This window comes from Cutibacterium granulosum (genome assembly GCF_900186975.1).
In the GTDB taxonomy this organism is placed as follows: Bacteria; Actinomycetota; Actinomycetes; order Propionibacteriales; family Propionibacteriaceae; genus Cutibacterium; species Cutibacterium granulosum.
Map to the genome: position 1 here is coordinate 25,167 of NZ_LT906441.1, position 23,381 is coordinate 48,547.

The following is a 23,381-nucleotide window of genomic DNA, read 5'->3' on the forward strand; positions in this document are numbered from 1 at the left end:
AGCCTCACTTCTTCTTCTTCTTGGCGTAGTAAGCCGGTCCACGCTTGGCGCGGGCCTTCTTGGGATCGTCCTTGGCCTTGAACGGGAAGCCGAGGTGCTTGAGCAGCACCTTGCCCTCGTCATTGGTCTTGGCAGTGGTCACGAAGGTGATGTCCATACCACGGACACGGTCGATCTTGTCCTGGTCGATCTCGAGGAACATGACCTGCTCGGACAGACCGAAGGTGTAGTTGCCGTTGCCGTCGAACTGGTTGGCATTGAGACCACGGAAGTCGCGGATACGGGGAAGGGCCAGCGTCAACAGACGGTCGGCGAACTCCCACATGCGGTCACCACGCAGGGTGACGTGGCAGCCGATGGGCTGACCCTCACGCAGCTTGAACTGCGCGATGGACTTGCGAGCCCGGGTCACCTGCGGCTTCTGACCGGTGATGGCGGTGATGTCGCGGATGGCACCGTCCATGATCTTGGAGTCGTGGGCAGCGTCGCCGACACCCATGTTCACCACGATCTTCTCCAGACCGGGGATGAGCATCGGGTTGGTGTAGTGGAACTCCTCCTGCAGGGCCGGGACGATCTCCTCCCGGTAGCGCTGCTTGAGGCGGGGCATGCTGTGCGTCGTCTTCTCGGGGGCGTCAGTGCTCACTTGGACTCCTCCTTCTTGAGGTAACGGACGCTGCGCTGGGCGGCGTACTCCGAACCATCGGGGCGACGCTTGGTCACGTCCTCACGACGGTACCCGACGCGGGTGACGACATCCTTGCCATCGATCTTGGTGACGAGCTGGACGTTCGACACGTGGATCGGGGCCTCGGCGCTGATGATGCCACCGGGGGTGGTACCACCCTGGGCATTGGGCATCTCGCGACGGTGCCGCTTGCGGATGTTGACACCAGAGACGACCACACGCTCACGCTTGGGGTCGACGGAGAGAACCTCACCGATGGTGCCCTTGTCGTTGCCGGCGATGACCTTGACGCGGTCACCCTTCTTGATCTTGAGGGACTTCACTCAGATCACCTCCGGAGCGAGCGAGGCGATGCGCATGAACTTGCGGTCACGCAGCTCACGAGCAACCGGCCCGAAGATACGGGTGCCACGAGGCTCATTGTCGGCCTTGATGAGCACGGCGGCATTCTCGTCAAAACGAATGTAGGAACCGTCGGTACGACGGCACTCCTTCGTGGTACGGACGACGACGGCCTTGACGACCTCCCCCTTCTTGGCGTTGCCGCCCGGGATGGCGTCCTTGACGGTGCACACGATGGTGTCACCGAGACTGGCGTAGCGACGCTTGGATCCACCGAGAACACGGATGCACAAGAGTTCCTTGGCCCCCGTGTTGTCGGCGACCTTGAGTCGCGTCTCCTGCTGAATCATTTATTTCTCCTTTGCCCCGCTGGTTCCCTCTCGGGCCTGGTGGGACTCATCGAAACGAACCCCCTGGATTTTGCCAGGAGGAAGCCCGTACCTCGAGGGGCACGCGGCACGGCCCGCGAGAGGTCCCAGATCGCGTCAGCAGGAGCATCGGCGAAGGCACAGTCGCAGGGCAACTTGTACAGAGTACCTCACTTGGAGTATGAGAGCTAATTCTGCGCAGCGGTCCGTTCCGCTCGCAGCGGATGGAAAATGGCCCGCCCCCATTGGGACGGGCCATTGCTCACAGCAGGTCGGACTGCTGGAGGGGATCAGGTCACTTGGCCTTCTCGACGATCTCGACGAGGCGCCAGCGCTTGGTCGCCGACAGCGGACGGGTCTCCATGATCCGCACCCGGTCACCGATACCTGCCTCGTTGTTGGCGTCATGCGCCTTGAGACGGGTGGTCGTGGTCATGACCTTGCCGTACAGACGGTGCTTGGAGCGGTCCTCCACGGCAACGGTGATCGTCTTGTCCATCTTGTCGGACACGACGAGGCCCTCGCGAACCTTGCGGCGCGTCTGACGCTGCGCAGTGTTGTCGCTCATGGTCAGGCCTCCTTCGTGGCGTCAGGGTCGTCAATGATGTTGAGCTTGCGCTCCTGGAGCACGGTGTAGACCCGCGCCAGGTCCTTGCGGACCTCACGGATGCGGGCAGTGTCCTCGAGCTGACCCGTGGCGGCCTGGAAACGCAGCCCGAACAGCTCTTCCTTCAGTTCACTCACCTTGCTGCGCAGCTCATCCCCAGAGAGCTGTCGCAGGTCGGCAGCCTTCAGCTTTGCCATCAGTGGGCACCACCTTCACGAGAGATGAACCGGGCCTTCATGGGGAGCTTGTGGATGGCCAGACGCATGGCCTCACGGGCCACCTCCTCCGGCACACCGGACAGCTCGAAGAGCACACGTCCCGGCTTGATGTTGGCGACCCACCACTCAGGGGTACCCTTGCCGGAACCCATGCGGGACTCGGCGGGGTGCTTGGTCATCGGACGGTCGGGGTAGACGTTGATCCACACCTTTCCGCCACGCTTGATGTAGCGGGTCATGGCGATACGAGCGGCTTCGATCTGACGGTTGGTCAGGTAGCCGCCCTCAAGGGCCTGGATGCCGTACTCACCGAAGGCGAGCTCGGTTCCACCCTTGGCAGCACCAGAACGCTTGGGGTGGTGCTGCTTACGGTACTTCACACGACGAGGAATCAGCATTCTCAGGCTCCTGCGTTCTCAGTCTGCGGGGCTTTGGCCTCGGCCTGGCTCCCGTTGGAGCGGTTGGCCTCGGCTGCGCGACGACGTCCACCGCGGTCGGGGCGATCACCGCGGCCACGACGGCCACGCGGACCGCCGCGACGATTGCCCTGGGCGGCCTGGCGTGCGGCCTTCTGGGCGGCACGCTCGGCACGGGTGCCGGTGACGTCGCCCTTGTAGATCCACACCTTGACGCCGATTCGGCCATAGGTGGTGCGGGCCTCGAAGAAGCCGTAGTCGATGTCGGCACGCAGGGTGTGCAGCGGCACGCGTCCCTCACGGTAGCCCTCGGAACGGCTCATCTCGGCTCCGCCCAGACGGCCGGAGCACTTGATGCGGATGCCCTGGGCACCCGAGCGCATGGCAGACTGCTGGGCCTTGCGCATGGCGCGACGGAATGCGACGCGGGCAGCGAGCTGCTCAGCGATTCCCTGGGCGACCAGCTGGGCATCGGTCTCGGGGTTCTTCACCTCGAGGATGTTGAGCTGGATCTGCTTGCCGGTGAGCTTCTCGAGCTCCCGACGTACCCGCTCGGCCTCGGCACCGTTGCGCCCGATGACGATGCCCGGGCGAGCAGCGGAGAGGAAAATGGTGACGCGCTCGGAGCGACGCTCGATCTCGATGGAGGAGATACCGGCACGCTCAAGATTCTTCTTGAGCCAGTCGCGGATCTTGACATCCTCGCCCACCAGCTCGGCATACTGCTTCTCGGCGTACCAGCGAGTCTTGTGATCGGTCGTCACACCGAGACGGAAACCATGGGGATTGATTTTCTGGCCCATGTCAGGCTCCCTTCCTGGTCTCGGTCTGGACGGTGGTGGCAGGACGGCCCTTCTTCGCCTTCTTGGGCTCAGGACGGGCATCCTTGGGCTCGACAACCACGGTGATGTGGCTGCCGCGCTTGAGAATACGGCTTGCCGAACCCTTGGCACGGGGACGGATGCGGCGCATGGTCACACCCTCGTCGACAAAAGCCTGCGAAATGTACAGGTCGTCGCCGCGCAGACCCTCGGTCTGCTCGGCATTGGCCATGGCCGAGGCGATGACCTTGCGGACCGGCTCAGCAGCGACCTGCTGGGCGAACTTGAGCATGTCTACGGCCTCAGCCGCATCCATGCCGCGGACCAGGTCGACGACGCGACGGCACTTGCTCGGGCTCATCCGGACGTGACGCGCGATGGCGTAGGAACCAGGACGATCCCCGAGCAGGGCAGCGCGACGGCTCGGTCGGCTCTCAGTGGTGCTCATGAATCAGCTTCCCTCTCGTCAGCGCCTGCGCGCCTTCTTGTCTTCCTTCACGTGGCCCTTGAACGTCCGCGTCGGGACGAACTCACCGAGTTTGTGCCCGACCATGGCCTCGGTGATGAAGATCGGGACGTGCTTGCGACCGTCGTGAACGCCGATGGTGTGCCCGATCATGTCGGGGGTCACCATCGAACGACGCGACCAGGTCTTGATGACGTTGTGCGTACCCGCCTCGTTCTGGGCATCGACCTTCTTGGCCAGGTGCTCGTCGACGAAGGGGCCCTTCTTCAGACTGCGTGGCATGTCTCAGACTCCCAATCAGCGCTTCTTGCCGGACTTGCGGCGACGCACGATGAGACGGCTGCTCGCCTTGTTCTTCTTACGGGTGCGGGCCTCGGGCTTGCCCCACGGGCTCACCGGATGGCGACCACCGGAGGTACGACCCTCACCACCGCCGTGCGGGTGGTCGACCGGGTTCATGACGACACCGCGGACGGTCGGGCGCACGCCCTTCCAGCGGCTGCGTCCTGCCTTGCCCCAGCTGATGTTGGCGTACTCGGCGTTGCCGACCTCGCCCACCGTGGCGCGGCAGCGCACGTCAACCATACGCATCTCACCAGACGGCAGGCGCAGGGTGGCGTACTTGCCCTCACGGGCAACCAGCTGCACGGAGGCACCGGCCGAACGGCCCATCTTGGCGCCCCCACCGGGACGCAGCTCCACGGCATGGATGGTGGTACCCACCGGGATGTTGCGCAGCGGCAGGTTGTTGCCGGGCTTGATGTCGGCCTCGGGACCGGACAGGATCGCCTGTCCCTGGCTCACACCGTCGGGGGCGATGATGTAGCGCTTGGCCCCATCGGCATAGTGCAGCAGGGCAATACGGGCGGTGCGGTTGGGGTCGTACTCGATGTGAGCGACCTTGGCGGGCACCCCGTCCTTGTCGTAGCGCTTGAAGTCGATGATGCGGTAGGCCTGCTTGTGGCCACCACCGATGTGACGTGTGGTGACGCGACCATTGTTGTTGCGGCCACCGGTCTTCTTCTTGGAGACCAGCAGGGACTTCTCAGGTGTGGAGCGGGTCAGCTCCGAGAAGTCCGACACGCTCGAGCCGCGACGGCCCGGAGTGGTCGGCTTGTGCTTTCGGATAGCCATTGGAATTCCTTGTCTCTCGCTCAGGCGACCGGGCCGGAGAAGATGTCGATCCGGTCACCCTCGGCGACCGTGACGATGGCGCGCTTGGTGTCGGGACGCTTGCCCATCCCGTAACGGGTGCGGCGCGTCTTTCCCTTGCGGTTCATCGTGTTGACAGAGGTGACCTTGACACCGAAGATCTCCTGGATGGCGATCTTGATCTCGGTCTTGTTGGCGGTGGGCTTCACCAGGAACGTGTAGGTGTTCTGGTCCAGCAGCCCATAGCTCTTCTCGGAGACGACCGGGGCAAGGATGATGTCCCGGTGGTCGCGGATCTTCACCTCGCTCACTTGGTGTCCTCCTTCTTCACGGCGTTGATGAAGCCAGCGGCTTCGGCGGCCTCCTCGGTACGGAACCAGATCTCAGCGATCGTGCGGCCGTACCAGGGCGACGACGGGGTGTGGAACTTCTTGGACTCTTCCTTGGCCTTGATCTCGTAACCGGCCGGCGGATTGTCACCCCGGTAGGAGTCGGCACCATAGGGATGCAGCTCGGCGGCATCGGCCTCGGCGGCGTCCGCGTCGGCAGCGCTCGCCTTGTCACCCAGGAAGGTGTCAAGCGCAGTCTTGGTGAAGACCACGGTACGGGCATTGACGACGTCGTAGGTGTTGAGCTGGTCGACGGAGAGCACGTGGGCCTCGGCGAGGTTGCGCACCGACAGCCACGAGGTGACGTCGGCACGGTCCAGGACGACGAGAACCTTGTCGAGCTCGGCGACGCCGCTCAGGGCAGCCTTGGCGCTCTTGGTGGACGGCACGTCGCCGGCCACCAGCGAGTCGATGACGACGATCCGGCCGTCGCGAGCCCGATCGGACAGCGCGCTGCGCAGAGCGGCGGCAATCATCTTCTTGGGCGTGCGCTGAGCGTAGGAACGCGGCTGCGGTCCGTGAACGGTGCCACCTCCGGTCCACTGCGGGGCGCGGATGGAGCCCTGACGAGCTCGTCCGGTACCCTTCTGACGCCACGGCTTCTTGCCACCACCGGAAACCGCACCACGAGTCTTGGTGGCGTGGGTCCCCTGACGGGCGGCAGCGAGCTGCGCGACGACGACCTGATGGATCAGCGGAATGTTGGTGTCGACGTCAAAGATCTCACCGGGAAGGTCGACCGAGCCGGCCTTGGCACCCTTGGCGTTGACGATGTCGATGGTCTTGGTCTGGTTCATGCGGCATCCCCATTCTTGGCGGCCTTCTTGGCGGCGCTGCGGACGACGACGAGCGAACCCTTCGGGCCGGGAACGGCGCCCCGGACCAGGATGAGTCCGCGCTCGGCGTCAACGGAGTGAACCTTGAGGTTCTGCACGGTCACGCGTTCGGCGCCCATGCGTCCAGCCATGCGCATGCCCTTGAGGACCTTGCCTGGCGTGGAGCAGCCACCGATCGAGCCGGGCGAACGGTGCTTGCGGTGCACACCGTGTGTGGCACGCAGGCCTCCGAAACCGTGGCGCTTCATGACGCCGGCGGTTCCCTTGCCCTTGCTGGTGCCGGTGACATCGACGATGTCGGCGTCGGCAAAGACGTCAGCACTGATTTCCTGGCCGAGGGTGTACTCGGAGGCATCCGAGGTACGCAGCTCGACGAGGTGACGACGAGGGGTGACCCCCGCCTTGGCGAAGTGTCCCGCCTCCGGTTTGGTGACCTTCTTGGCCTTGACGGCACCGAAACCGAGCTGAACGGCGGAGTAGCCGTCGGTCTCGGGGGTGCGCACCTGGGTCACGACGCACGGACCGGCCTGGATGACCGTCACCGGGACGATGCGATTCTCGTCGTCCCACAACTGGGTCATGCCGAGCTTGGTGCCCAGCAGCCCCTTCACTTTGCGCTCATTGCTCATGGTGCTCAACCTCACGGAAGCTTGATCTCGATGTCGACGCCAGCAGGAACGTCGAGACGCATGAGCGAGTCAACGGTCTTGGGGGTCGGTTCGAGGATGTCGATGAGCCGCTTGTGAGTACGCATCTCGAAGTGCTCGCGGCTGTCCTTGTACTTGTGGGGTGAACGGATCACACAGAATACGTTCTTCTCGGTAGGCAGCGGCACCGGCCCCGCGACCTTCGCACCCGTCCGGGTCACCGTGTCGACGATCTTGCGCGCCGACGAGTCGATGACCTCGTGGTCGTAGGCCCGCAGCCTGATGCGGATCTTTTGTCCCGCCACAGTTGTTCCTTCTACTCGTCTCTGGCGCGTCCAAGATTCCCTGACGTGGGAGTCCGGTACGCCCAGAGGGTTCCGGCGTGAGGAGCGAACTCCTCATTGGTCCCAACCTCACGATTCCGCAAGACGTGCGGGTCGAGAGGTCACATCACTCCTCCCCCACGCACTCGGGGTGTCGCGTATCGAAAACCGCAGAACACCACCGATCACCAGCCGTAGAGGACCCCGTGAACACTGTGGACTTGTCTGCAGTCATCCGACGCTCACCCGCTTTCCGTGGGCTCGGCAGCAGACTCACCGTGTCGGTGACACCACTGCCGGTGGACTCCGGCGGTTGAGCCTGATCTCGTGGATCATGGGCGTGACACACCGCAGCCCCGTTCGGAGCAACTTGTACAGTGTGTCATCCATGAGCCAGCAAGGCAAATCGAGAGCCTGCCCGAGAGCAGTTCGGCAGTCGGACCCCAGATTCAGCACGCCATGACCGCTGCCGCCGCAGCCTCGGATGCAGGTGTGGTGTCCTCACCGACGCACCACGGTGACGGTCTTGGGAAGGTCGAGGTATTGGGACAACCAGGAGGTGACGGATTCCCGAGCACCCGCATAGTCGGGCAACCACTCGGGGGCCGGTAGCGTTTTCGGGACGACGACCGTGTCGAGCTCGCCACGACGTGCCGCATCCACCTGGGCGTTGACCGCGCGCCAGGTTCCGCCATTGGTCGTCGCTCCCTGGAGCATGCCCCATGCCCCCTGCGGGCCGGTACCCAGACATGACGCCGTTGCGATGATGGCGAGGACCATGGCCACGTCCAGCCTCGGGGCGTGGATGCTGCCCCTCTCACCTTCTGGCTGCGCGCCAGGCCCCGACGCAGTGCCCTGCCGTGTCGCACCATCCATGGCCAGCGCCACGGCTGCCCACGCCCACATCAGTGCGCTCACGGTGAAGACCACCAGCCCCAGGAATGAGGTTCGGCCTCCCGGGGAGCCCTGGATCAGTGGCAGTGCGTAGTATCCGAATGCGGCCCCGGTCGAGACACCCACCATGCCGCAGCCGGGCATTCGGGCAATGAGCACGGTCAGGACCACGAGAGCCGCCAGTGCAACCGCGAAGCATGCCCCGGCCAGCAGTCCAGTGGTCGACAGGTACAGGTGGATGTCTCCACGCATCTTGCGTCGGGTGAGCCGCGTCATGATGCGCAGACTGGTCGCAGCCACTCCGAGGGATACCACGCAGAAGAGGGTGAGCAGAATGCCGATGGTGCGGCGATGATAACCGCGCCTCATCACCACCACACACATGGCGACGACCGACACGACGATGGCGAAGAACACCGCTGGGTAATTCGTGAGCGAGTGGCTGGCGGAGTGGACGACGAACGACACCCGTTTCGGAATCTCCCCGGTCGACTGCGGGTACGGATATGGGCCACCCAATCGCAACCTACGCGCCCACAACCCCGGCATGCCCATTCTCGCGGTGTTGCCCACCGCCGTCACCACCAGGGCCACAGCCCATCGGGCAGTCCATTTCCCAGCAGGGGTGATGAGGGCCATGGCAACGATGGCTCCGACAATTCCTGGGGCATTCAGTTCATGGTGCATGCTTGCGACGAACGACAGGAACACCGCCACCCACAGCACCCAGCCGTGCCGGACGTTCGGCCCCCGCTGGGACCACAGGAGAAGGATGGCCACGATCCCGAGCGCCAAGCCCCACATGTAGCCGATGTTCGCGGCGATGAACATGATCGTGTCCCCGCCCATGTGCGGGTCAAGGCCGATGAGCATCATCGGTACGAAAAATGCACCCACACCTGCCAAGAGGTCAGCACCGGCAGACACCACTCCCCGCAGGTTCCGAATGAGAGACCGCAGCATGAGCCACAGTGCCAACGACATGGCCAGCGACGAGATCACCAGAGGTATTCGGATCCATCCCCCCATGGCCATGATGAGTTGCACCATCATGTCCGAGAAACGGCCATTGCGCTCCGCCAGGTCATAGCGTGCAAACGGCACAAGACTTGACCAGTCAATACGACCGCCGAGAGTGCGGGATCGAGTGGCAAAACGCAAGTCGTCGATGTCCCACACCGGCGTGCGCCACACCAGAGCCCAGTAGCAGGTGACGAGACCCCAGAACCACACCACGGGGCGTCGCAGCACCCCGACATCACTGCTGCTCACTGCCTTTTCATCTCGGCTTCGAATCTCTGCATGCGGTGCAGCGTCGACTGCGGGCCCAGGATCTCCATCACCTCGAACAGTGGCGGCGACACTCGTGATCCGGTCACTGCCACCCGCACCGGTGCAAAGGCCAGGCGTGGCTTGACGCCCATGTCGTCACACAGTCTGGCACGCAGTGCCGCTTGAATGGCATCGGCAGAGAAGTCGTCAAGCCCCTTGAGCACCTCGACCGCGGCATGCTGAATCTCGTCGGCACCGTCCTTGAGCTTGGCCACCGAGTCGGCGTCAAAGACCAAGGAGTCGTCGTTGACGAGCAGGAAGGCCAGTTTTGGCAGAGCTTCCGACAGCAGTGTCAACCGCTCACGCACCAGCGGCATCGCGGCACGGACGATGGAGCGGTCACGCTCGGTGAGATCGCGGCCCAGCACCTCCTGTGCCTGCCCCATCCGGTCGACGTACTCGAACACACGGCTCGTGAGAGCCTCCGGGTCGAGGTTGCGAATGTACTGCCCATTGAGCCAGTCGAGCTTCTTGAGGTCGAAGACCGGCCCGCCGGTGGCGATGTCCGCCCAGTCGAACCGTGCGACGAAGGACTCGAAGGACTCCACCTCCTGCCCCTCGCCGAGGATCGGGTAGGCCAGCAGCTGCAGGAAGTTGCGCAACGCATCGGGCAGGTAGCCCTGTTCCCGGAACCACATGAGTCGTGCAGCGGGATTCTTGCGTTTGGAGATCTTGGACTTGTCGGAATTGCGCAGCAGAGGCATGTGCGCGAATCGCGGCACCTGCCAGCCGAGCCACGTGTACAGCAGGATGTGCTTGGGCGTCGAGGAGATCCACTCCTCGCCACGCACGACGGTGTCGATGCCCATGAGGTGATCGTCGACGACGACGGCCATGTGGTACGTGGGGAATCCGTCAGCCTTGAGGATCACCTGGTCATCGGGCCGCGGCGCGTTGACGTGACCACGGATGAGATCGTCAAAGCCGAGCTCGACGTCATCGGGCACGCGCATGCGCACGACGGGGTTCTCGGTGAAACCGGGAAGTTTGGCCCGCTCCTCCTTGGTCATGCCCAGGCACATGCGGTCGTACCCGGTCTGCGGGGACTTGGCCGCAGCCCGGTCGGCGCGCAGCTGGGCAAGACGTTCCTGGGAGCACCAGCAGTAGTAGGCGTGACCGTCCTCGATGAGCTTGTCGACGTAGGGACGGTAGGTGTCCAGCCGTTCGGACTGCTTGTAGGGGCCGTGCGGTCCACCCAGACGCGGACTCTCGTCGGGGCCCAACCCGAGCCAGTCGAGGGTCTGGTAGATCTGCTCCTCCGAGCCTTCGACCAGGCGATTCTGGTCGGTGTCCTCAATGCGAAGGACGAACTGGCCACCGGTCCTACGGGCCCAGGCCTTGTCGAACAGAGCCATGTAGGCGGTTCCGACGTGCGGATCACCGGTGGGAGACGGAGCTACTCGGGTACGTGCCGGCTGGGGGGCGCAATTCTCAGTCATGATGTGGTCAGCCTATCGCCGCGGCAGCGCACTGCGCACTCCAGCCACCCGCCAGGCGCTCCGGTGCTCACTCGTCATCGTCAACCGCCGATCCCCCGTGTCCATGGAGACCCCAGCTCCGTCGGGAGCCGGGGGCGGGCTCTGGGTCCATCTCCCATGCTCATGGGGACCTCACCGGACGGGGCTTACCGAGAGCCCCCATGCGGGAGCCCCCCGTGATCGCCGATCGCACATCAGAGTTGTACGGGCCAACGGGGCAGAGCGGTGCGAGGACGCCAGAGTATATGGGGCAACGGGTGAGGATGAACTTTCGGTGACCCCCGGCCGTCGTTGTGGAAGTTGACGAAAATCGGAATACAGTGTCAGCGTGAGCGAGAGTAACAGTCCCATGCCCTCCAACGAGGGCCATCAGCCTACCCATGCAGGCCCACAGCGTGGCAAGAAGCCGCACCGCGGGGCCATCATCGGGATCATTGTCGTGGCGCTGGCGATCATCATCGCCGTCGTGGCGATCGTCCTGCACCAGAAGAAGGACGACGATGAGACATCGTCCTCGGCCGTGCCAGCGGCCACCGACATCACCCCCACGGCAAGGTCACAGGCCTCGTCAACCAGCGATCTCCCCAACGGTTGCTCCGCGAAGAGCTCGGCAATTGATCCCACGAAGGTCAAGATCGAGTCCCTCAACATCGATGCCAAGGTTTCTGCTGCCGGAGTCGATTCCAAGACGAATGCTCCAGGAGTCCCGCCCCTCAACGATCCGGTGAACTTCACCTGGTACAACAAGTCCGTCAAGCCAGGTGCACCGCAGGGCATGTCACTGCTGATGACGCACACTTACCACAAGGGTGGTGCGTCCGGAAACAAGATCCACGAGAGCCTCAAGCCCGGTGATGTCGTGCGTGTGAGCAGCGGCGACAAGACCATGTGCTACAAGGTGACCAACCAGCGCAAGATCTACGTGGACAAGTACTCGGCCGATGACGCCAAGTTCGTCTACAACAAGAACGGCACGCCCCGTATCGGAATCCTCATCTGCTGGGACTGGGACAAGAACGACAAGGAATGGGACTCCCGCGAGGTCTACGTCGCCGAGGCCATGTACTCCTGATCCAGCCTTTCCAAGCAACCACTCCACACCATCGGCCAGCACGACTGTCCATCACACACCCCCGAGAGTCCACGCGACGGACGAGCTCGGGGGTGCGTGTCATTCTCGGGACTCGTGAGGATCCTCTGCGACTCCACCAGCTGGCCGGCACCGCACACCTCGTCACGCGGATGCATGACGCTTTCCGGTAGGGTTCGGTGCATGGCAGAGGCGTCCCGATCTGATTTCATTCGCGAAGTTGTCCGTGCAGACCTTGCAGCCGACACCTACGGAGGTAGGGTTCAGACCCGGTTCCCACCCGAGCCCAATGGCTATCTGCACATCGGACACGCCAAGGCGATCGTCACCGATTTCGGCATCGCCGAGGATTTCGACGGAGTGTGCAACCTGCGCCTGGACGACACCAACCCCGGTACCGAGAACCCCGAGTTCGTCCAGTCCATCCGCGACGACATCGCCTGGCTGGGCTACACCCCCGGCAGGATCGTCCATGCCTCCGACTACTTCGAGCAGCTCTACGAGTGGGCGCTCTTCCTCATCAAGGAGGGCAAGGCCTACGTCGACGACCAGGATCCTGAGACGATCTCGGCGCAGCGCGGCGGATTCGGCAAGCCTGGCGTCGAGAGCCCGTTCCGGGATCGTCCGGCCGAGGAGTCCCTAGACCTGCTGGCCAGGATGCGTGACGGGGAGTTCCCGGATGGTTCCCGATGCCTGCGCGCCAGGATCGACATGCAGAACGAGAACATGTGGCTGCGCGACCCGGTGATGTATCGCATCCGTCACATGAGCCACCATGCCACCGGTGACTCCTGGTGCATCTACCCCACCTACGACTGGGCACACGGCCAGTCCGATGCCATCGAGGGCGTGACCCACTCCCTGTGCTCCCTGGAGTTCAACTCCCACCGTCCGCTCTACGAATGGTTCCTCGACCAACTGCCGTTGCCCGCCCCGGCCCCCAAACAGCGCGAGTTCGCCCGTCTGGAGCTCACCCACACCATCACCTCCAAGCGCCGACTGCGCAAGCTCGTCGAGGACGGCGTCGTGGATGGCTGGGACGACCCCCGCATGCCAACCCTGCGCGGAATGCGTCGCCGTGGCTACCCGGCCTCGGCCATTCGCGCCTTCTGCGAGGCCGTCGGCACCACGCGCAACAACTCCACCAAGGCCATCGAGGAGTTCGAGTCGTTCGTGCGCCGCGACCTCAACGAGTCCGCGAACCGTCGCATGGCCGTGCTCCACCCCCTCAAGCTCGTCCTCGACGGCTGGCCCACCGACGAGGACGGCAACCCGGTAGTCGACTGGTTCGAGCTGCCCAACAATCCCGGTGACGAGCAGGCTGGCACCCGCAAGGTTCCGTTCACCGGAACCCTGTGGATCGAGCAGGACGACTTCCGGGAGGACCCGCCACGCAAGTACTTCCGGTTGTCGCCTGGCCGGGAGGTGCGACTGCGCGGCGCCTACCTGGTCACCGCCACCGACGTCGTCAAGAACGAGCAGGGCAATGTCGTCGAGGTGCACGCCTCCTACGACCCCGACTCCCGCGGCGGCAATGCACCGGACGGCCGCAAGGTGAAGTCGACGATGCACTGGGTCAGCGCCCAGCATGCCGTCGATGCGACCGTGTGCATGTACGACCGGCTGTTCACCGCCGAGATTCCCGGGGAGCGCACCGGCGAAGCCCTTGACGACCTCAACCCCCAGTCCCGCGAGGTGCTCACCGAGTGCAAACTGGAACCGACCCTGGCCCGGATCGAACCCGGTGAGAGCATCCAGTTCGAGCGGCTGGGGTACTTCGTGTCCGACACCGAGACCGCCAAGCTGTTCCATCAGACCGTAGGCCTGCGCGACGAATGGGCACAGCTGCAGAAACGCAAGGGCTGAGGCCACCGTTCCGACGCGGTCGTCCGGCGCGAGTTCGATGGGCCTGCTCTGGACACGGGCGATCGGGCACATCGATCTCAGCACGATCTGCTGGGCAGAGCAATTCTTCCCACCATGATCACCCGATCTTCACCCGGACGACACCATGACCAGCAATGATGAGCTAGTACTGAACCATCCCCATCCACCCCTTGAGGAGATCTGCCATGCGTTTCCCCCGCGCAGCAGCCGTGGTAGCTGCTGCAGCCGTGACGCTGACGTCTGCTGGGCTCACCGCCGTCGCCCATGCGGCACGCACCACCAGCACCCTGACCGTCCTGTCCACGACCGACGTCCACGGGCACGTCTACAACTGGGACTACTTCCAGGACGCCGAGTTCAGCCCCGACACCACCGGGCGCAACTCAGCCCCGCTCGGACTCACCCGTGCCGCCACGATCATCAAGCAGACGCGTCAGGACCGCGGCGCCGACTCGGTCGTCACCGTCGACAATGGGGACACCATCCAGGGAACGCCACTGACATATCTGGCTTCTCAGGAGCCGGAACGACTGGGCGACTCCACCAATCCGATGGCCCGAGCCTTCAACCTCATCGGCTACGACGCCACCAACACTGGCAACCACGAGTTCAACTACGGCGTGGACGTCCAGAACAACTTCGCCAAGAGCCTCGACGCCCCACTGCTGGGGGCCAATGTCATCGACGTCAAGACGGGTGAGCCCCTGCGCCAGCCCACGACCATGGTGACCAAGAAAGTTGGCGGCCACGACGTCAAGGTTGGCATCGTGGGCGTCACCACGCCTGGCTCGGCCGTGTGGGACCGCTCCGTGCTCAAGGGCCGCGTCGACCTCACCGACCCGGTTGCCGCCGCCGACAAGTACGCCGGTCAGCTGCGCAGGCAAGGGGCCGATGTCGTCGTCACCCTGGTACACGGTGGCCTGGACGAGGAGAACGCCACCCCGATCTACAAGGGGCTTGACGAGAACATGGCCACCTCGGTGGCCACCAAGGCCAAGGGCGTCGACCTCGTCATCTCCGGGCACACCCACCGCGACGACGTCTCGACCGTCGTGGACGGCGCCTCGGGGCACAAGGTGCTCATCTCGCAGCCCGATTACTGGGCACGCTCCGTCTCCGATGTGCAGATCCCGCTGAGCTTCTCAGGCGACAAGGTTGGCATCGACTACGGCTCGATCTCCACCTGGGCCACCCAGCGCTACACCCGTGACGTTGCCGAGGACTCAGAGCTCGCCGACAATCCGCAACTGCGGGCTGCCCACGAGAAGACCATCACGTACGTGAACTCGGTCGTCGCAACATCGACCGAGGAGATGTCGGCGAAGAGGTCCATGGTCGAGGACACCCCCATCCTGGACTTCATCGGATCCGTGGAGGCCGACACCGTCTCCAACGCCCTCAAGAAGACCAAGTACGCCGACACCCCGGTGATTGCCCAGGTGTCGCCATTCTCGCGTACCGCCCTGTTCCCCAAGGGTGAGGTGAAGATCAAGGACATCGCCGGACTGTACGTCTTCGACAACACCCTCGCCGCCGTGGAGATCACCGGTGCCCAGCTGCGCGACTACCTGGAGTACTCAGCCCGCTACTTCGTGCAGACCAAACCCGGGGAGAAGATCAACCCGGCCCCGGCCTCCGAGGGCGGTCACACCCAGGCCACCATCGACGGCAAGACCATCTGGGACTACAACTACGACGCCGTCACCGGTGTGAAATACTCCATCGACATCTCCAAGCCGGTAGGCCAGCGCGTGCTGGGGCTGAGCTGGCAGGGCAAGCCGGTCAACGACAACCAGAAGTTCATCATGGCCATCAACAACTACCGGATGAATGGTGGCGGTGGTTACCCACACGTCAGCAAGGCTCCCGTGGCCTGGGACGGGCTCGTCGAGATCCGTCAGGAACTCATCGACCACGCCAGCAGGGACGGCAAGATCGACCCCACCACGTTCTTCGACCGCAACTGGTTCCTCACCACCACCGGTGAGACCTGGCAGATGGCTGATGACCAGAGCGGTGTTGATCATGGTGGCAGGGGAACTGGTGACGCCTCGGCGACTCCCGCTGCGTCAGGGCAGCAGGACACCAACGGCACACACCAGATTTCCAGCACCGATTCCCGCTCCACTGGCCTCGCACTGCCGAGGACGGGGGTCTGATCCCTCGGCGGCCAGGAACTGGCATCACGATCGCTGCTGCATTACTGTACCTAGGTAATCAGGTCGGCCCCGACCTCTCCCTGAGGTCGGGGCCATCGCACAGTTCAAGGCGTGTCGGACGCTAGGCGAGGTGGTCGTGACTCAGCACACTTCCCGCGCGTCTGGTGAGTCGGCCGTGGGCGAGAAGGCCCGCAACGGCTCCGTGAGCAGGCAACCACCACACTGGGCGGTGAGAGTTCGCCAGCATGCCCACCGCATCCTGCCGCACAGCTCCCCCATGGGGCTCCTGTTCGCCCTCTTTGGTCTGTGGACCGCCCTGACACCCAGCTTGGTGCCGCGCACCTGGTGGATGCTCGCGGTGAGCGTCTCCTTGTCCACGCTGCTGTTCTACGGCATCGGATCACTCATCGGCACCATGGCTCGCTGGTTCGCAGATGCCATCGTGCTCAGGATCTCGGCCTCACCCGGGGCAGTCCGCCGCCTCAAATGGACCGGGGCTGGCCTCATCATCCTCATCAGCGTCTGGATGTGGCTGTGGAGCGTCAAGCAGCAGACCAGGGTTGCCAACACCGTGGGTCTGCGTCGCGATGTGTGGTTCGTCCAGACGGTCGGGGTCCCCGCCGGAATTCTGCTGTTCACCGCCCTGCTGCTGCTCATCAGGCTCATCGTCCGTGGTGTGCGCAAGCTGTACTACGGCGTCCACAAGATCGTGACCCAGCCAGTCGTCGCCACCATCGTCGTCGTTCTGGTCGTCAGCCTGCTGCTGTGGGCGTCCAACAGTGTCGTGGTGCGAGTGGCGGCCAACGCCGTGGCACATCAGACTGCCGAACTCAACAAGACGACCGCTCCCGGACGCACCCAGCCGAGCTCTCCGCTACGTTCCGGCAGCCCGGACTCCATGGAATCGTGGGACACCTTGGGACGCCAGGGCCAGGACGTCATCACCAACGGTCCCTCGGCCGTCGACATCAACGCCGTCACCGGCAAACCAGCCCTGACCCCCATCAGGGTCTACGCCGGCTTCTCCTCGAAACGCACGTTCGAGCAGGAGGCCAACGGGGTACTCGCCGAACTGCTGCGCACCAAGGCCTTCGACCGCAAGGTACTCGTCGTCCAGTTCGGGACCGGCTCGGGGTGGCTCGAGGAATGGTCGGTGGCCGCAGTGGAATACCTCACCAATGGCGACTGCGCCACGGCATCCATGCAGTACAGCTACCTGGGTTCGGTGGGGGCCTTCCTGTTGGACCGTGACTCCCCCAAGGAAGGGTCACGGGTTCTCTTTGACGTCATCCACGACTACTGGAGCAGCCTGGATCCCCATCACCGTCCCAAGCTCTACGTGTCCGGGGTGTCGTTGGGAGCTTACGGAGGCCAGTCCGCTTTCGCCTCGGCGCAGGACATGGCCAGGAAGGTCGATGGTGCGGTGTGGGCCGGCACCCCCGGATTCACTCCCCTGTGGAACAGTCTCACCCAATCGCGTCGGGCAGGTAGTCCAGAGATCGCCCCAGTCATCGACAATGGTGAGACATTCCGCTTCGCCACCACTCCCGATGAGCTGCATCACGATCACTGGGGAGTCGACTTCCCCCGGTGGGAGGGGTCGCGCATTGCCTTCCTGCAGCACGCCTCGGATCCCATCGTGTGGTGGCAGCCCCAGCTCATCACCCGGGAACCCGACTGGATCCGCGAGAAGGCCGGGGAGGACGTCAACCCCTACCTCTCGTGGACTCCGTGGTCCACTTTTTGGCAGGTGACCGCCGACATGGCGGCTTCGGTCTCCACTCCTGGTGGCCATGGTCACAACTATCATGACGAATTCGTCCCGGTGTGGCGCGACGTGCTGGGCATCACCGGCAATCCGCCGATAGACAGGATTGCTGCCGCCATTCCCCACACCATGCGCGAACGCTGACGGCGCTCTCAATCGCCGGTAGTAGTACCACCCCAGTAGCGCGCACCCCCAAGTAGCGGCACCGCCCATCGCCAGGCTGGATTCCTTCCTGCCCACGCTCCCCCACCGATCCGATCCCGACCGCCATCACACAGCAGCCCTTTGAGGGATCGTGGCCTGGCAGCGGCCGTCCGTGCTGGAGCCCGGATGGGGAGGATGCGGCCTCCATCACCAAGCGACTTGCGCCAGAAGCGGTGCCACCCAGACAGCGGTGCCACGGGGAAAACTCTCATCCGCACCGAGAGCACCTTCCGCGAAGGCTCCGTTCATGTCCGGGCATGGGCTCTGTCCGTGTCCGGGCATGGCAAGGGCGCGGTGCCCCACACTAGGTGAGATCACCGCGCCCTTGGTTCAGATCAGTGAATCAGCTCACTTGATGATCTTGGTCACGCGACCGGCGCCAACGGTACGGCCACCCTCACGGATGGCGAACTTCAGCTGCTCCTCCATGGCCACCGGGTGAATCAGGTGGACGGACATGGTGGTGTTGTCGCCAGGCATGACCATCTCGGTACCCTCCGGCAGCTCGATGTTGCCGGTGACGTCGGTGGTGCGGAAGTAGAACTGCGGGCTGTAGTTGGAGAAGAACGGCTTGTGACGGCCACCCTCATCCTTCTTCAGAACGTAGACCTGGCCCTCGAAGTCGGTGTGCGGAGTGGTCGAACCGGGCTTGCAGAGCACCATGCCACGGACGACGTCCTCCTTCTTGGTACCACGCAGCAGCACGCCGATGTTGTCGCCAGCCTGGCCCTCGTCGAGGATCTTGCGGAACATCTCGACACCAGTGACGGTGGTCTTCTGGGTGGCGTCGTGGATACCGACGATCTCGACCTCGTCAGAGGTGTGGACGATACCGCGCTCGACACGACCGGTCACCACGGTGCCACGGCCGGTGATGGTGAAGACGTCCTCAACAGGCATGAGGAACGGCTTGTCGAGGTCACGATCCGGCTGCGGGACGTACTCGTCAACGGCATCCATGAGGTCGAGAATGGACTGGGTCCACTTCTCGTCACCCTGCAGGGCCTGGTAGGCGGAGATGCGGACGACCGGGCAGTTGTCACCGTCGAAGTCCTGGGCGGAGAGGAGCTCACGCACCTCCATCTCGACGAGCTCGATGAGCTCCTCGTCGTCAACCATGTCGCACTTGTTGAGGGCGACGACGATGGCCGGCACGCCAACCTGACGGGCGAGCAGCACGTGCTCGTGGGTCTGGGGCATCGGGCCGTCGGTGGCGGCAACCACGAGAATGGCGCCATCCATCTGGGCAGCACCGGTGATCATGTTCTTCACGTAGTCAGCGTGACCGGGGCAGTCGACGTGAGCGTAGTGACGCTTCTCGGTCTGGTACTCGATGTGAGCGATCGAGATGGTGATACCGCGCTGGCGCTCCTCAGGGGCCTTGTCGATCATGTCGAAAGGCGATGCCTCATTGAGTTCCGGGTACTTTTCGTGCAGCACCTTGGAGATCGCCGCGGTGAGGGTCGTCTTGCCGTGGTCGATGTGTCCGATGGTACCGATGTTGCAGTGCGGCTTGGTCCGCTCGAACTTGGCCTTTGCCACTGGGGCTCCTTCTGGGATGTCGCCCGCTGTGCGCGGGGCGCGTCTGTGTGTGAATCCGTGGGCGGATCCCACGGACTTGTAGGACGGGCCCCCGACCAGAGGTCAGGGAACTCTGTCCAATTGTTGTGCGTCAGACGCCTGTAGTCAAACGCTGGCCTCACAACGTTATCAAATGATGACTGGAATAACAGCGTCACGCACGGTGACACCGCTCGTCGGTCGACACCGATCACTGGTACACCGCTCGGTGCCCTGCCGATGACAACAGGACGGCACCCACCCGGATCGGGAAGATGCCGTCCTGTCCACTGTCCAGTGGTCTCAACCGCAGCAGATCACTTGCCACCGTTGGTCTTGGCAATGATCTCCTCGGCGACGTTGGTCGGGCACTCACCGTAGGAGTCGAACTCCATGGAGTACGAGGCCTGTCCAGAGGTCTTGGAACGCAGGTCGCCCACGTAGCCGAACATCTCCGAGAGCGGAACGAGGGCACGCACGACCTTGTTGCCGTGAGCCTCGACCATCTCCTGCACCTGACCGCGACGCGAGTTGAGGTCGCCGATGACCGTGCCGAGGTAGTCCTCCGGAGTGGTCACCTCCACGGCCATGAGTGGCTCGAGCAGACCGGGGTTGGCCTTGCGAGCAGCCTCCTTGAAGGCCATCGATCCGGCGATCTTGAAGGCCATCTCGGAGGAGTCGACCTCGTGGTAGGCACCGTCGAGCAGGGTGACCTTGATGTCCTCGACCGGGAATCCGGCCAGCACACCGAAGCGCATGGACTCCTGGATGCCCGCGTCGACCGAGGGGATGTACTCCTTGGGGATGCGGCCACCGGTGACGGCGTTGACGAACTCGTAGCCGAAGCCGGGCTCCTGCGGCTCGATGGCGATGATGACGCGACCGAACTGACCGGAACCACCCGTCTGCTTCTTGTGGGTGTACTCGAACTTCTCCACCGGCTTGCGCAGCGTCTCACGGTAGGCCACCTGCGGCTTGCCAATGTTGGCCTCGACGTGGAACTCACGCTTCATGCGGTCGATGAAGACGTCCAGGTGCAGCTCACCCATGCCGGCGACGATGGTCTGGCCGGTCTCCTCGTCGGTGTGGACGCGGAAGGTCGGGTCCTCCTCCACCAGGCGCTGGATGGCGTTGGAGAGCTTCTCCTGGTCGGCCTTCGACTTGGGTTCGATGGCCTGCTCGATCACCGGGGCCGGGAAGGTCATGGACTCCAGGGTGATGGGGTTGGACGAGTCGCACAGCGTCTCACCCGTGGTGGTGTCCTTGAGGCCCATGACGGCGCAGATCATGCCGGCGCCGATCTCGGAGATCTCCTCGCGCTTGTTGGCGTGCATGAGGTAGATCTTTCCGATGCGCTCCTTCTTGCCCTTGGTGGCGTTGAGCACCTGCCCGCCGGCCTTGAGGACGCCGGAGTACACACGCACGAAGGTGAGCTTGCCCAGGTGCGGGTCGGAGGCCACCTTGAAGGCCAGCACCGACAGGGGCTCGTCATCGCTGGGGTGACGCTCGAGCTCGACGGACTCGTCACCAGGCTTGTAGCCGGTGATGGCCGGCACGTCCAGCGGGGAGGGCAGGTAGTCGACGATGGCGTCGAGCAGCGGCTGCACACCCTTGTTCTTGAAGGAGGTACCGCAGGTCACAGCGGTGAAGGCGTTGGCAAGGACGCCACGACGCACGGCGGCCTTGACCTGCTCGATGGTCACCGAGTCGGCGTCCTCGAGGTAGGCCTCCATGAACTCCTCGTCGTTCTCGGCGATGGTCTCGAGCATCTCGGCGTGAGCGGCCTCGGCTTCGTCCTTGAGCTCAGCCGGGATCTCCTCGGTGGTGTAGTGGGCACCGAGCTCGGTCTCACCGCGCCACAGCTTGGCGTTCATCTCGATGAGGTCGATGACGCCCTCGAACTTGTCCTCAGCACCCACCGGCAGCTGCAGGAGCACCGGGATGGCATGCAGACGATCCTTGATGGTCTGCACGGCGTGGTCAAAGTCAGCTCCGGTGCGGTCCATCTTGTTGATGTAGCAGATGCGCGGCACGCCGTACTTGGCGGCCTGACGCCACACGGTCATCGACTGCGGCTCGACACCGGCCACACCGTCGAAGACGGCGACGGCACCGTCGAGCACACGCAGGGACCGCTCCACCTCGACGGTGAAGTCCACGTGTCCGGGGGTGTCGATGATGTTGATCTGGGTGTCGTGCCAGAAGGTGGTGGTGGCAGCCGACGTGATGGTGATACCACGCTCCTGCTCCTGCTCCATCCAGTCCATGGTGGCGTTGCCCTCGTGGGTCTCACCAATCTTGTAAGACTTGCCGGTGTAGTACAGGATGCGCTCGGTCGTGGTGGTCTTACCGGCATCGATGTGTGCCATGATGCCGATGTTGCGGACGTTCCTGAGGTCTGTATTGGCCACTGTTGTCAACCTCGAATCTGTGGGTGCGTGGTCTATGCGGAATGATGCTCGTCGTAGGTGAACCGCAGGTGAACCAAATCACCGGGGTTCGGGCTGAGAACATGAAGGTGCCCCCTCACATCAATGGCGAGGGGGCTCGTTCATCACCAGCGGTAGTGGGCGAAGGCGCGGTTGGCCTCGGCCATCTTGTGGGTGTCCTCGCGACGCTTCACCGAGGCTCCCAGACCGTTGGAGGCATCCAGGATCTCGTTCATGAGACGCTCGGACATGGTCTTCTCACGACGCTCACGGGAGAAGGTCACCAACCAGCGCAGCGCCAAGGTGGTCTGACGAGCAGGCTTGACCTCCACCGGGACCTGATAGGTGGCGCCACCGACGCGACGGGACTTGACCTCCAAGGAGGGCTTGATGTTGTCGAGCGCACGCTTGAGGGTCTGCACCGGATCGGTGTTCGTCTTGGCACGGCACCCCTCGAGGGCGGTGTAGACGATGTCCTGGGCGACGGTCTTCTTGCCGTCGAGCAGGATCTTGCTGACGAGCTGGGAAACCAGCGGGGACCCGTAGACCGGGTCGACCATCACTGGACGCTTGGGAATGGCTCCTTTACGAGGCATGTCACTTCTCCTTCTTGGCGCCGTAGCGGCTGCGAGCCTGCTTGCGGCCCTTGACACCCTGCGTATCGAGGGACCCGCGGACGATCTTGTAGCGCACGCCCGGGAGGTCCTTCACACGACCGCCGCGCACGAGCACCATCGAGTGCTCCTGGAGGTTGTGGCCAATTCCGGGAATGTAGGCCGTGACCTCGATACCCGACGACAGGCGAACACGGGCAACCTTGCGGAGGGCCGAGTTCGGCTTCTTCGGGGTGGTGGTGTACACGCGGGTGCACACGCCACGACGCTGCGGGGATCCCTTGAGGGCAGGGGTCTTGTTCTTGCTGATCTTGTCAGTACGGCCCTTGCGGACCAATTGCTGAATTGTTGGCACCGGCTTGGTTTCTCTTTCCGTGTCTGTGGTTAAGAATCCCTGGCTGTGCACCCGTGGCACTCGGCGCTGGGCCACCGCTGTCCCGCGCTCTGAGTGGAAGGGGTGCCGTGCGAACTCCGCACAGACGGACCAGGCTCGCAGCAACTCGAGAGGTCGTACCGTCCTGCCAGGGCACGCACAAGCGTCCGGAGATACCGGACACGATGAACAAGGCTATCACCGTGGCACCGTCAGGCCAAAGCAGACGTGCCCCCAGCAAGACGACGAGGCGGCCACCGGACCCCTCCGGCAACCGCCTCGCTGCATCTCACCGCGTGTCGTGGCGTTCACACGCGGTG

At 63.9% G+C, this 23,381-nt stretch carries 24 protein-coding genes and 1 pseudogene; 4 read left to right on the plus strand and 21 right to left on the minus strand.

The annotated features are described in order from the left end of the window. Positions 1–4 precede the first annotated feature (4 nt). The 17 genes and pseudogenes from rplE to gltX form a co-directional block, all read right to left on the minus strand. Positions 5–610: a 50S ribosomal protein L5 gene (gene rplE / locus CKV91_RS00150; RefSeq protein WP_036956878.1), complete on the minus strand. Its 606-nt coding sequence runs from the start codon at positions 608–610 to the stop codon at positions 5–7. 32 nt (positions 611–642) lie between these two features. Continuing rightward, positions 643–1,011 carry a 50S ribosomal protein L24 gene (rplX, locus tag CKV91_RS00155; RefSeq protein WP_021104897.1) on the minus strand — a complete coding sequence of 123 codons (369 nt, stop codon included), beginning with the start codon at positions 1,009–1,011 and terminating at the stop codon, positions 643–645. After that, the gene (gene rplN, locus CKV91_RS00160; RefSeq protein WP_021104896.1) at positions 1,012–1,380 is read right to left on the minus strand and encodes a 50S ribosomal protein L14; all 369 of its coding nucleotides are present in this window, start codon (positions 1,378–1,380) and stop codon (positions 1,012–1,014) included. A gap of 313 nt (positions 1,381–1,693) precedes the next feature. Beyond that, entirely contained in the window at positions 1,694–1,966 is a 273-nt protein-coding gene (gene rpsQ, locus CKV91_RS00165; RefSeq protein WP_021104895.1) for a 30S ribosomal protein S17, read from the minus strand. Between the two features lie 2 nt (positions 1,967–1,968). Then, a complete protein-coding gene (gene rpmC, locus CKV91_RS00170) occupies positions 1,969–2,202 on the minus strand; it encodes a 50S ribosomal protein L29 (RefSeq protein ID WP_021104894.1) in 234 nt (77 codons plus the stop codon). Then, complete coding sequence (gene rplP / locus CKV91_RS00175; protein ID WP_021104893.1) at positions 2,202–2,621, minus strand: 50S ribosomal protein L16; 420 nt, start codon at positions 2,619–2,621, stop codon at positions 2,202–2,204. The genes rpmC and rplP overlap by 1 nt, the downstream gene beginning before the upstream one ends. Positions 2,622–2,623: 2 nt before the next feature. Beyond that, positions 2,624–3,442 carry a 30S ribosomal protein S3 gene (rpsC, locus tag CKV91_RS00180; protein ID WP_021104892.1) on the minus strand — a complete coding sequence of 273 codons (819 nt, stop codon included), beginning with the start codon at positions 3,440–3,442 and terminating at the stop codon, positions 2,624–2,626. A 1-nt stretch (position 3,443) separates the two neighbouring features. Beyond that, positions 3,444–3,908 carry a 50S ribosomal protein L22 gene (gene rplV / locus CKV91_RS00185; protein ID WP_021104891.1) on the minus strand — a complete coding sequence of 155 codons (465 nt, stop codon included), beginning with the start codon at positions 3,906–3,908 and terminating at the stop codon, positions 3,444–3,446. Between the two features lie 18 nt (positions 3,909–3,926). Then, positions 3,927–4,208, minus strand: coding sequence for a 30S ribosomal protein S19 (rpsS, locus tag CKV91_RS00190; protein ID WP_065860446.1), 282 nt, complete (start codon positions 4,206–4,208; stop codon positions 3,927–3,929). Positions 4,209–4,223: 15 nt separating this feature from the next. Then, positions 4,224–5,060, minus strand: coding sequence for a 50S ribosomal protein L2 (rplB, locus tag CKV91_RS00195; RefSeq protein ID WP_021104889.1), 837 nt, complete (start codon positions 5,058–5,060; stop codon positions 4,224–4,226). A 20-nt stretch (positions 5,061–5,080) separates the two neighbouring features. After that, positions 5,081–5,389, minus strand: coding sequence for a 50S ribosomal protein L23 (gene rplW / locus CKV91_RS00200; RefSeq protein WP_021104888.1), 309 nt, complete (start codon positions 5,387–5,389; stop codon positions 5,081–5,083). Then, complete coding sequence (rplD, locus tag CKV91_RS00205) at positions 5,386–6,264, minus strand: 50S ribosomal protein L4, sunset domain variant (protein ID WP_021104887.1); 879 nt, start codon at positions 6,262–6,264, stop codon at positions 5,386–5,388. Before rplD ends, rplW begins: the two co-directional genes overlap by 4 nt. After that, entirely contained in the window at positions 6,261–6,932 is a 672-nt protein-coding gene (rplC, locus tag CKV91_RS00210; protein WP_065860445.1) for a 50S ribosomal protein L3, read from the minus strand. Before rplC ends, rplD begins: the two co-directional genes overlap by 4 nt. A gap of 11 nt (positions 6,933–6,943) precedes the next feature. Then, positions 6,944–7,255 carry a 30S ribosomal protein S10 gene (gene rpsJ / locus CKV91_RS00215; protein ID WP_021104884.1) on the minus strand — a complete coding sequence of 104 codons (312 nt, stop codon included), beginning with the start codon at positions 7,253–7,255 and terminating at the stop codon, positions 6,944–6,946. Positions 7,256–7,774: 519 nt separating this feature from the next. After that, positions 7,775–9,130, minus strand: a complete 1,356-nt coding sequence (locus tag CKV91_RS00220; RefSeq protein WP_411791896.1) for a hypothetical protein — start codon at positions 9,128–9,130, stop codon at positions 7,775–7,777. A gap of 6 nt (positions 9,131–9,136) precedes the next feature. Next, positions 9,137–9,439: pseudogene (locus CKV91_RS10040) on the minus strand (hypothetical protein); the annotation flags it as partial. Continuing rightward, positions 9,436–10,854 carry a glutamate--tRNA ligase gene (gltX, locus tag CKV91_RS00225; protein WP_065860443.1) on the minus strand — a complete coding sequence of 473 codons (1,419 nt, stop codon included), beginning with the start codon at positions 10,852–10,854 and terminating at the stop codon, positions 9,436–9,438. The gene gltX and the pseudogene CKV91_RS10040, both read right to left, overlap by 4 nt. A gap of 451 nt (positions 10,855–11,305) precedes the next feature. Between gltX and CKV91_RS00230 the strand changes: the two genes are divergently transcribed. From CKV91_RS00230 to CKV91_RS00245, 4 genes are all read left to right on the plus strand, one after another. After that, the gene (locus tag CKV91_RS00230; RefSeq protein WP_157738686.1) at positions 11,306–12,049 is read left to right on the plus strand and encodes a class F sortase; all 744 of its coding nucleotides are present in this window, start codon (positions 11,306–11,308) and stop codon (positions 12,047–12,049) included. A gap of 201 nt (positions 12,050–12,250) precedes the next feature. Beyond that, positions 12,251–13,933, plus strand: a complete 1,683-nt coding sequence (locus CKV91_RS00235) for a glutamine--tRNA ligase/YqeY domain fusion protein (protein WP_065860441.1) — start codon at positions 12,251–12,253, stop codon at positions 13,931–13,933. A gap of 206 nt (positions 13,934–14,139) precedes the next feature. Next, the gene (locus tag CKV91_RS00240; RefSeq protein WP_065860440.1) at positions 14,140–16,113 is read left to right on the plus strand and encodes a bifunctional metallophosphatase/5'-nucleotidase; all 1,974 of its coding nucleotides are present in this window, start codon (positions 14,140–14,142) and stop codon (positions 16,111–16,113) included. A gap of 277 nt (positions 16,114–16,390) precedes the next feature. Then, on the plus strand, positions 16,391–18,025 hold the full coding sequence (locus CKV91_RS00245; protein ID WP_095141036.1) for an alpha/beta hydrolase: 1,635 nt from the start codon (positions 16,391–16,393) through the stop codon (positions 18,023–18,025). A gap of 408 nt (positions 18,026–18,433) precedes the next feature. On the opposite strand, the gene tuf is transcribed toward CKV91_RS00245, so the two are convergent. The 4 genes from tuf to rpsL form a co-directional block, all read right to left on the minus strand. Continuing rightward, positions 18,434–19,627 (minus strand): elongation factor Tu, encoded by a 1,194-nt coding sequence (tuf, locus tag CKV91_RS00250; RefSeq protein WP_065860439.1) that lies wholly within the window; start codon positions 19,625–19,627, stop codon positions 18,434–18,436. 335 nt (positions 19,628–19,962) lie between these two features. Further along, positions 19,963–22,056: an elongation factor G gene (fusA, locus tag CKV91_RS00255; protein WP_065860438.1), complete on the minus strand. Its 2,094-nt coding sequence runs from the start codon at positions 22,054–22,056 to the stop codon at positions 19,963–19,965. Positions 22,057–22,199: 143 nt separating this feature from the next. Beyond that, positions 22,200–22,670, minus strand: a complete 471-nt coding sequence (rpsG, locus tag CKV91_RS00260; RefSeq protein ID WP_021104874.1) for a 30S ribosomal protein S7 — start codon at positions 22,668–22,670, stop codon at positions 22,200–22,202. Between the two features lies 1 nt (position 22,671). After that, positions 22,672–23,043, minus strand: a complete 372-nt coding sequence (rpsL, locus tag CKV91_RS00265; RefSeq protein ID WP_021105012.1) for a 30S ribosomal protein S12 — start codon at positions 23,041–23,043, stop codon at positions 22,672–22,674. Between the last annotated feature and the right edge of the window lie 338 nt (positions 23,044–23,381).

Coding starts and splice junctions, on each gene's coding strand:
- rplE (WP_036956878.1), bottom strand. CDS start 610: ATGCCCCGCCTCAAGCAGCGCTACCGGGAGGAGATCGTCCCGGCCCTG.
- rplN (WP_021104896.1), bottom strand. CDS start 1,380: ATGATTCAGCAGGAGACGCGACTCAAGGTCGCCGACAACACGGGGGCC.
- rpsQ (WP_021104895.1), bottom strand. CDS start 1,966: ATGAGCGACAACACTGCGCAGCGTCAGACGCGCCGCAAGGTTCGCGAG.
- rpmC (WP_021104894.1), bottom strand. CDS start 2,202: ATGGCAAAGCTGAAGGCTGCCGACCTGCGACAGCTCTCTGGGGATGAG.
- rplP (WP_021104893.1), bottom strand. CDS start 2,621: ATGCTGATTCCTCGTCGTGTGAAGTACCGTAAGCAGCACCACCCCAAG.
- rpsC (WP_021104892.1), bottom strand. CDS start 3,442: ATGGGCCAGAAAATCAATCCCCATGGTTTCCGTCTCGGTGTGACGACC.
- rplV (WP_021104891.1), bottom strand. CDS start 3,908: ATGAGCACCACTGAGAGCCGACCGAGCCGTCGCGCTGCCCTGCTCGGG.
- rpsS (WP_065860446.1), bottom strand. CDS start 4,208: ATGCCACGCAGTCTGAAGAAGGGCCCCTTCGTCGACGAGCACCTGGCC.
- rplB (WP_021104889.1), bottom strand. CDS start 5,060: ATGGCTATCCGAAAGCACAAGCCGACCACTCCGGGCCGTCGCGGCTCG.
- rplD (WP_021104887.1), bottom strand. CDS start 6,264: ATGAACCAGACCAAGACCATCGACATCGTCAACGCCAAGGGTGCCAAG.
- rplC (WP_065860445.1), bottom strand. CDS start 6,932: ATGAGCAATGAGCGCAAAGTGAAGGGGCTGCTGGGCACCAAGCTCGGC.
- CKV91_RS00220 (WP_411791896.1), bottom strand. CDS start 9,130: ATGCTGCGGTCTCTCATTCGGAACCTGCGGGGAGTGGTGTCTGCCGGT.
- gltX (WP_065860443.1), bottom strand. CDS start 10,854: ATGGCTCTGTTCGACAAGGCCTGGGCCCGTAGGACCGGTGGCCAGTTC.
- CKV91_RS00235 (WP_065860441.1), top strand. CDS start 12,251: ATGGCAGAGGCGTCCCGATCTGATTTCATTCGCGAAGTTGTCCGTGCA.
- CKV91_RS00240 (WP_065860440.1), top strand. CDS start 14,140: ATGCGTTTCCCCCGCGCAGCAGCCGTGGTAGCTGCTGCAGCCGTGACG.
- CKV91_RS00245 (WP_095141036.1), top strand. CDS start 16,391: ATGGGGCTCCTGTTCGCCCTCTTTGGTCTGTGGACCGCCCTGACACCC.
- rpsG (WP_021104874.1), bottom strand. CDS start 22,670: ATGCCTCGTAAAGGAGCCATTCCCAAGCGTCCAGTGATGGTCGACCCG.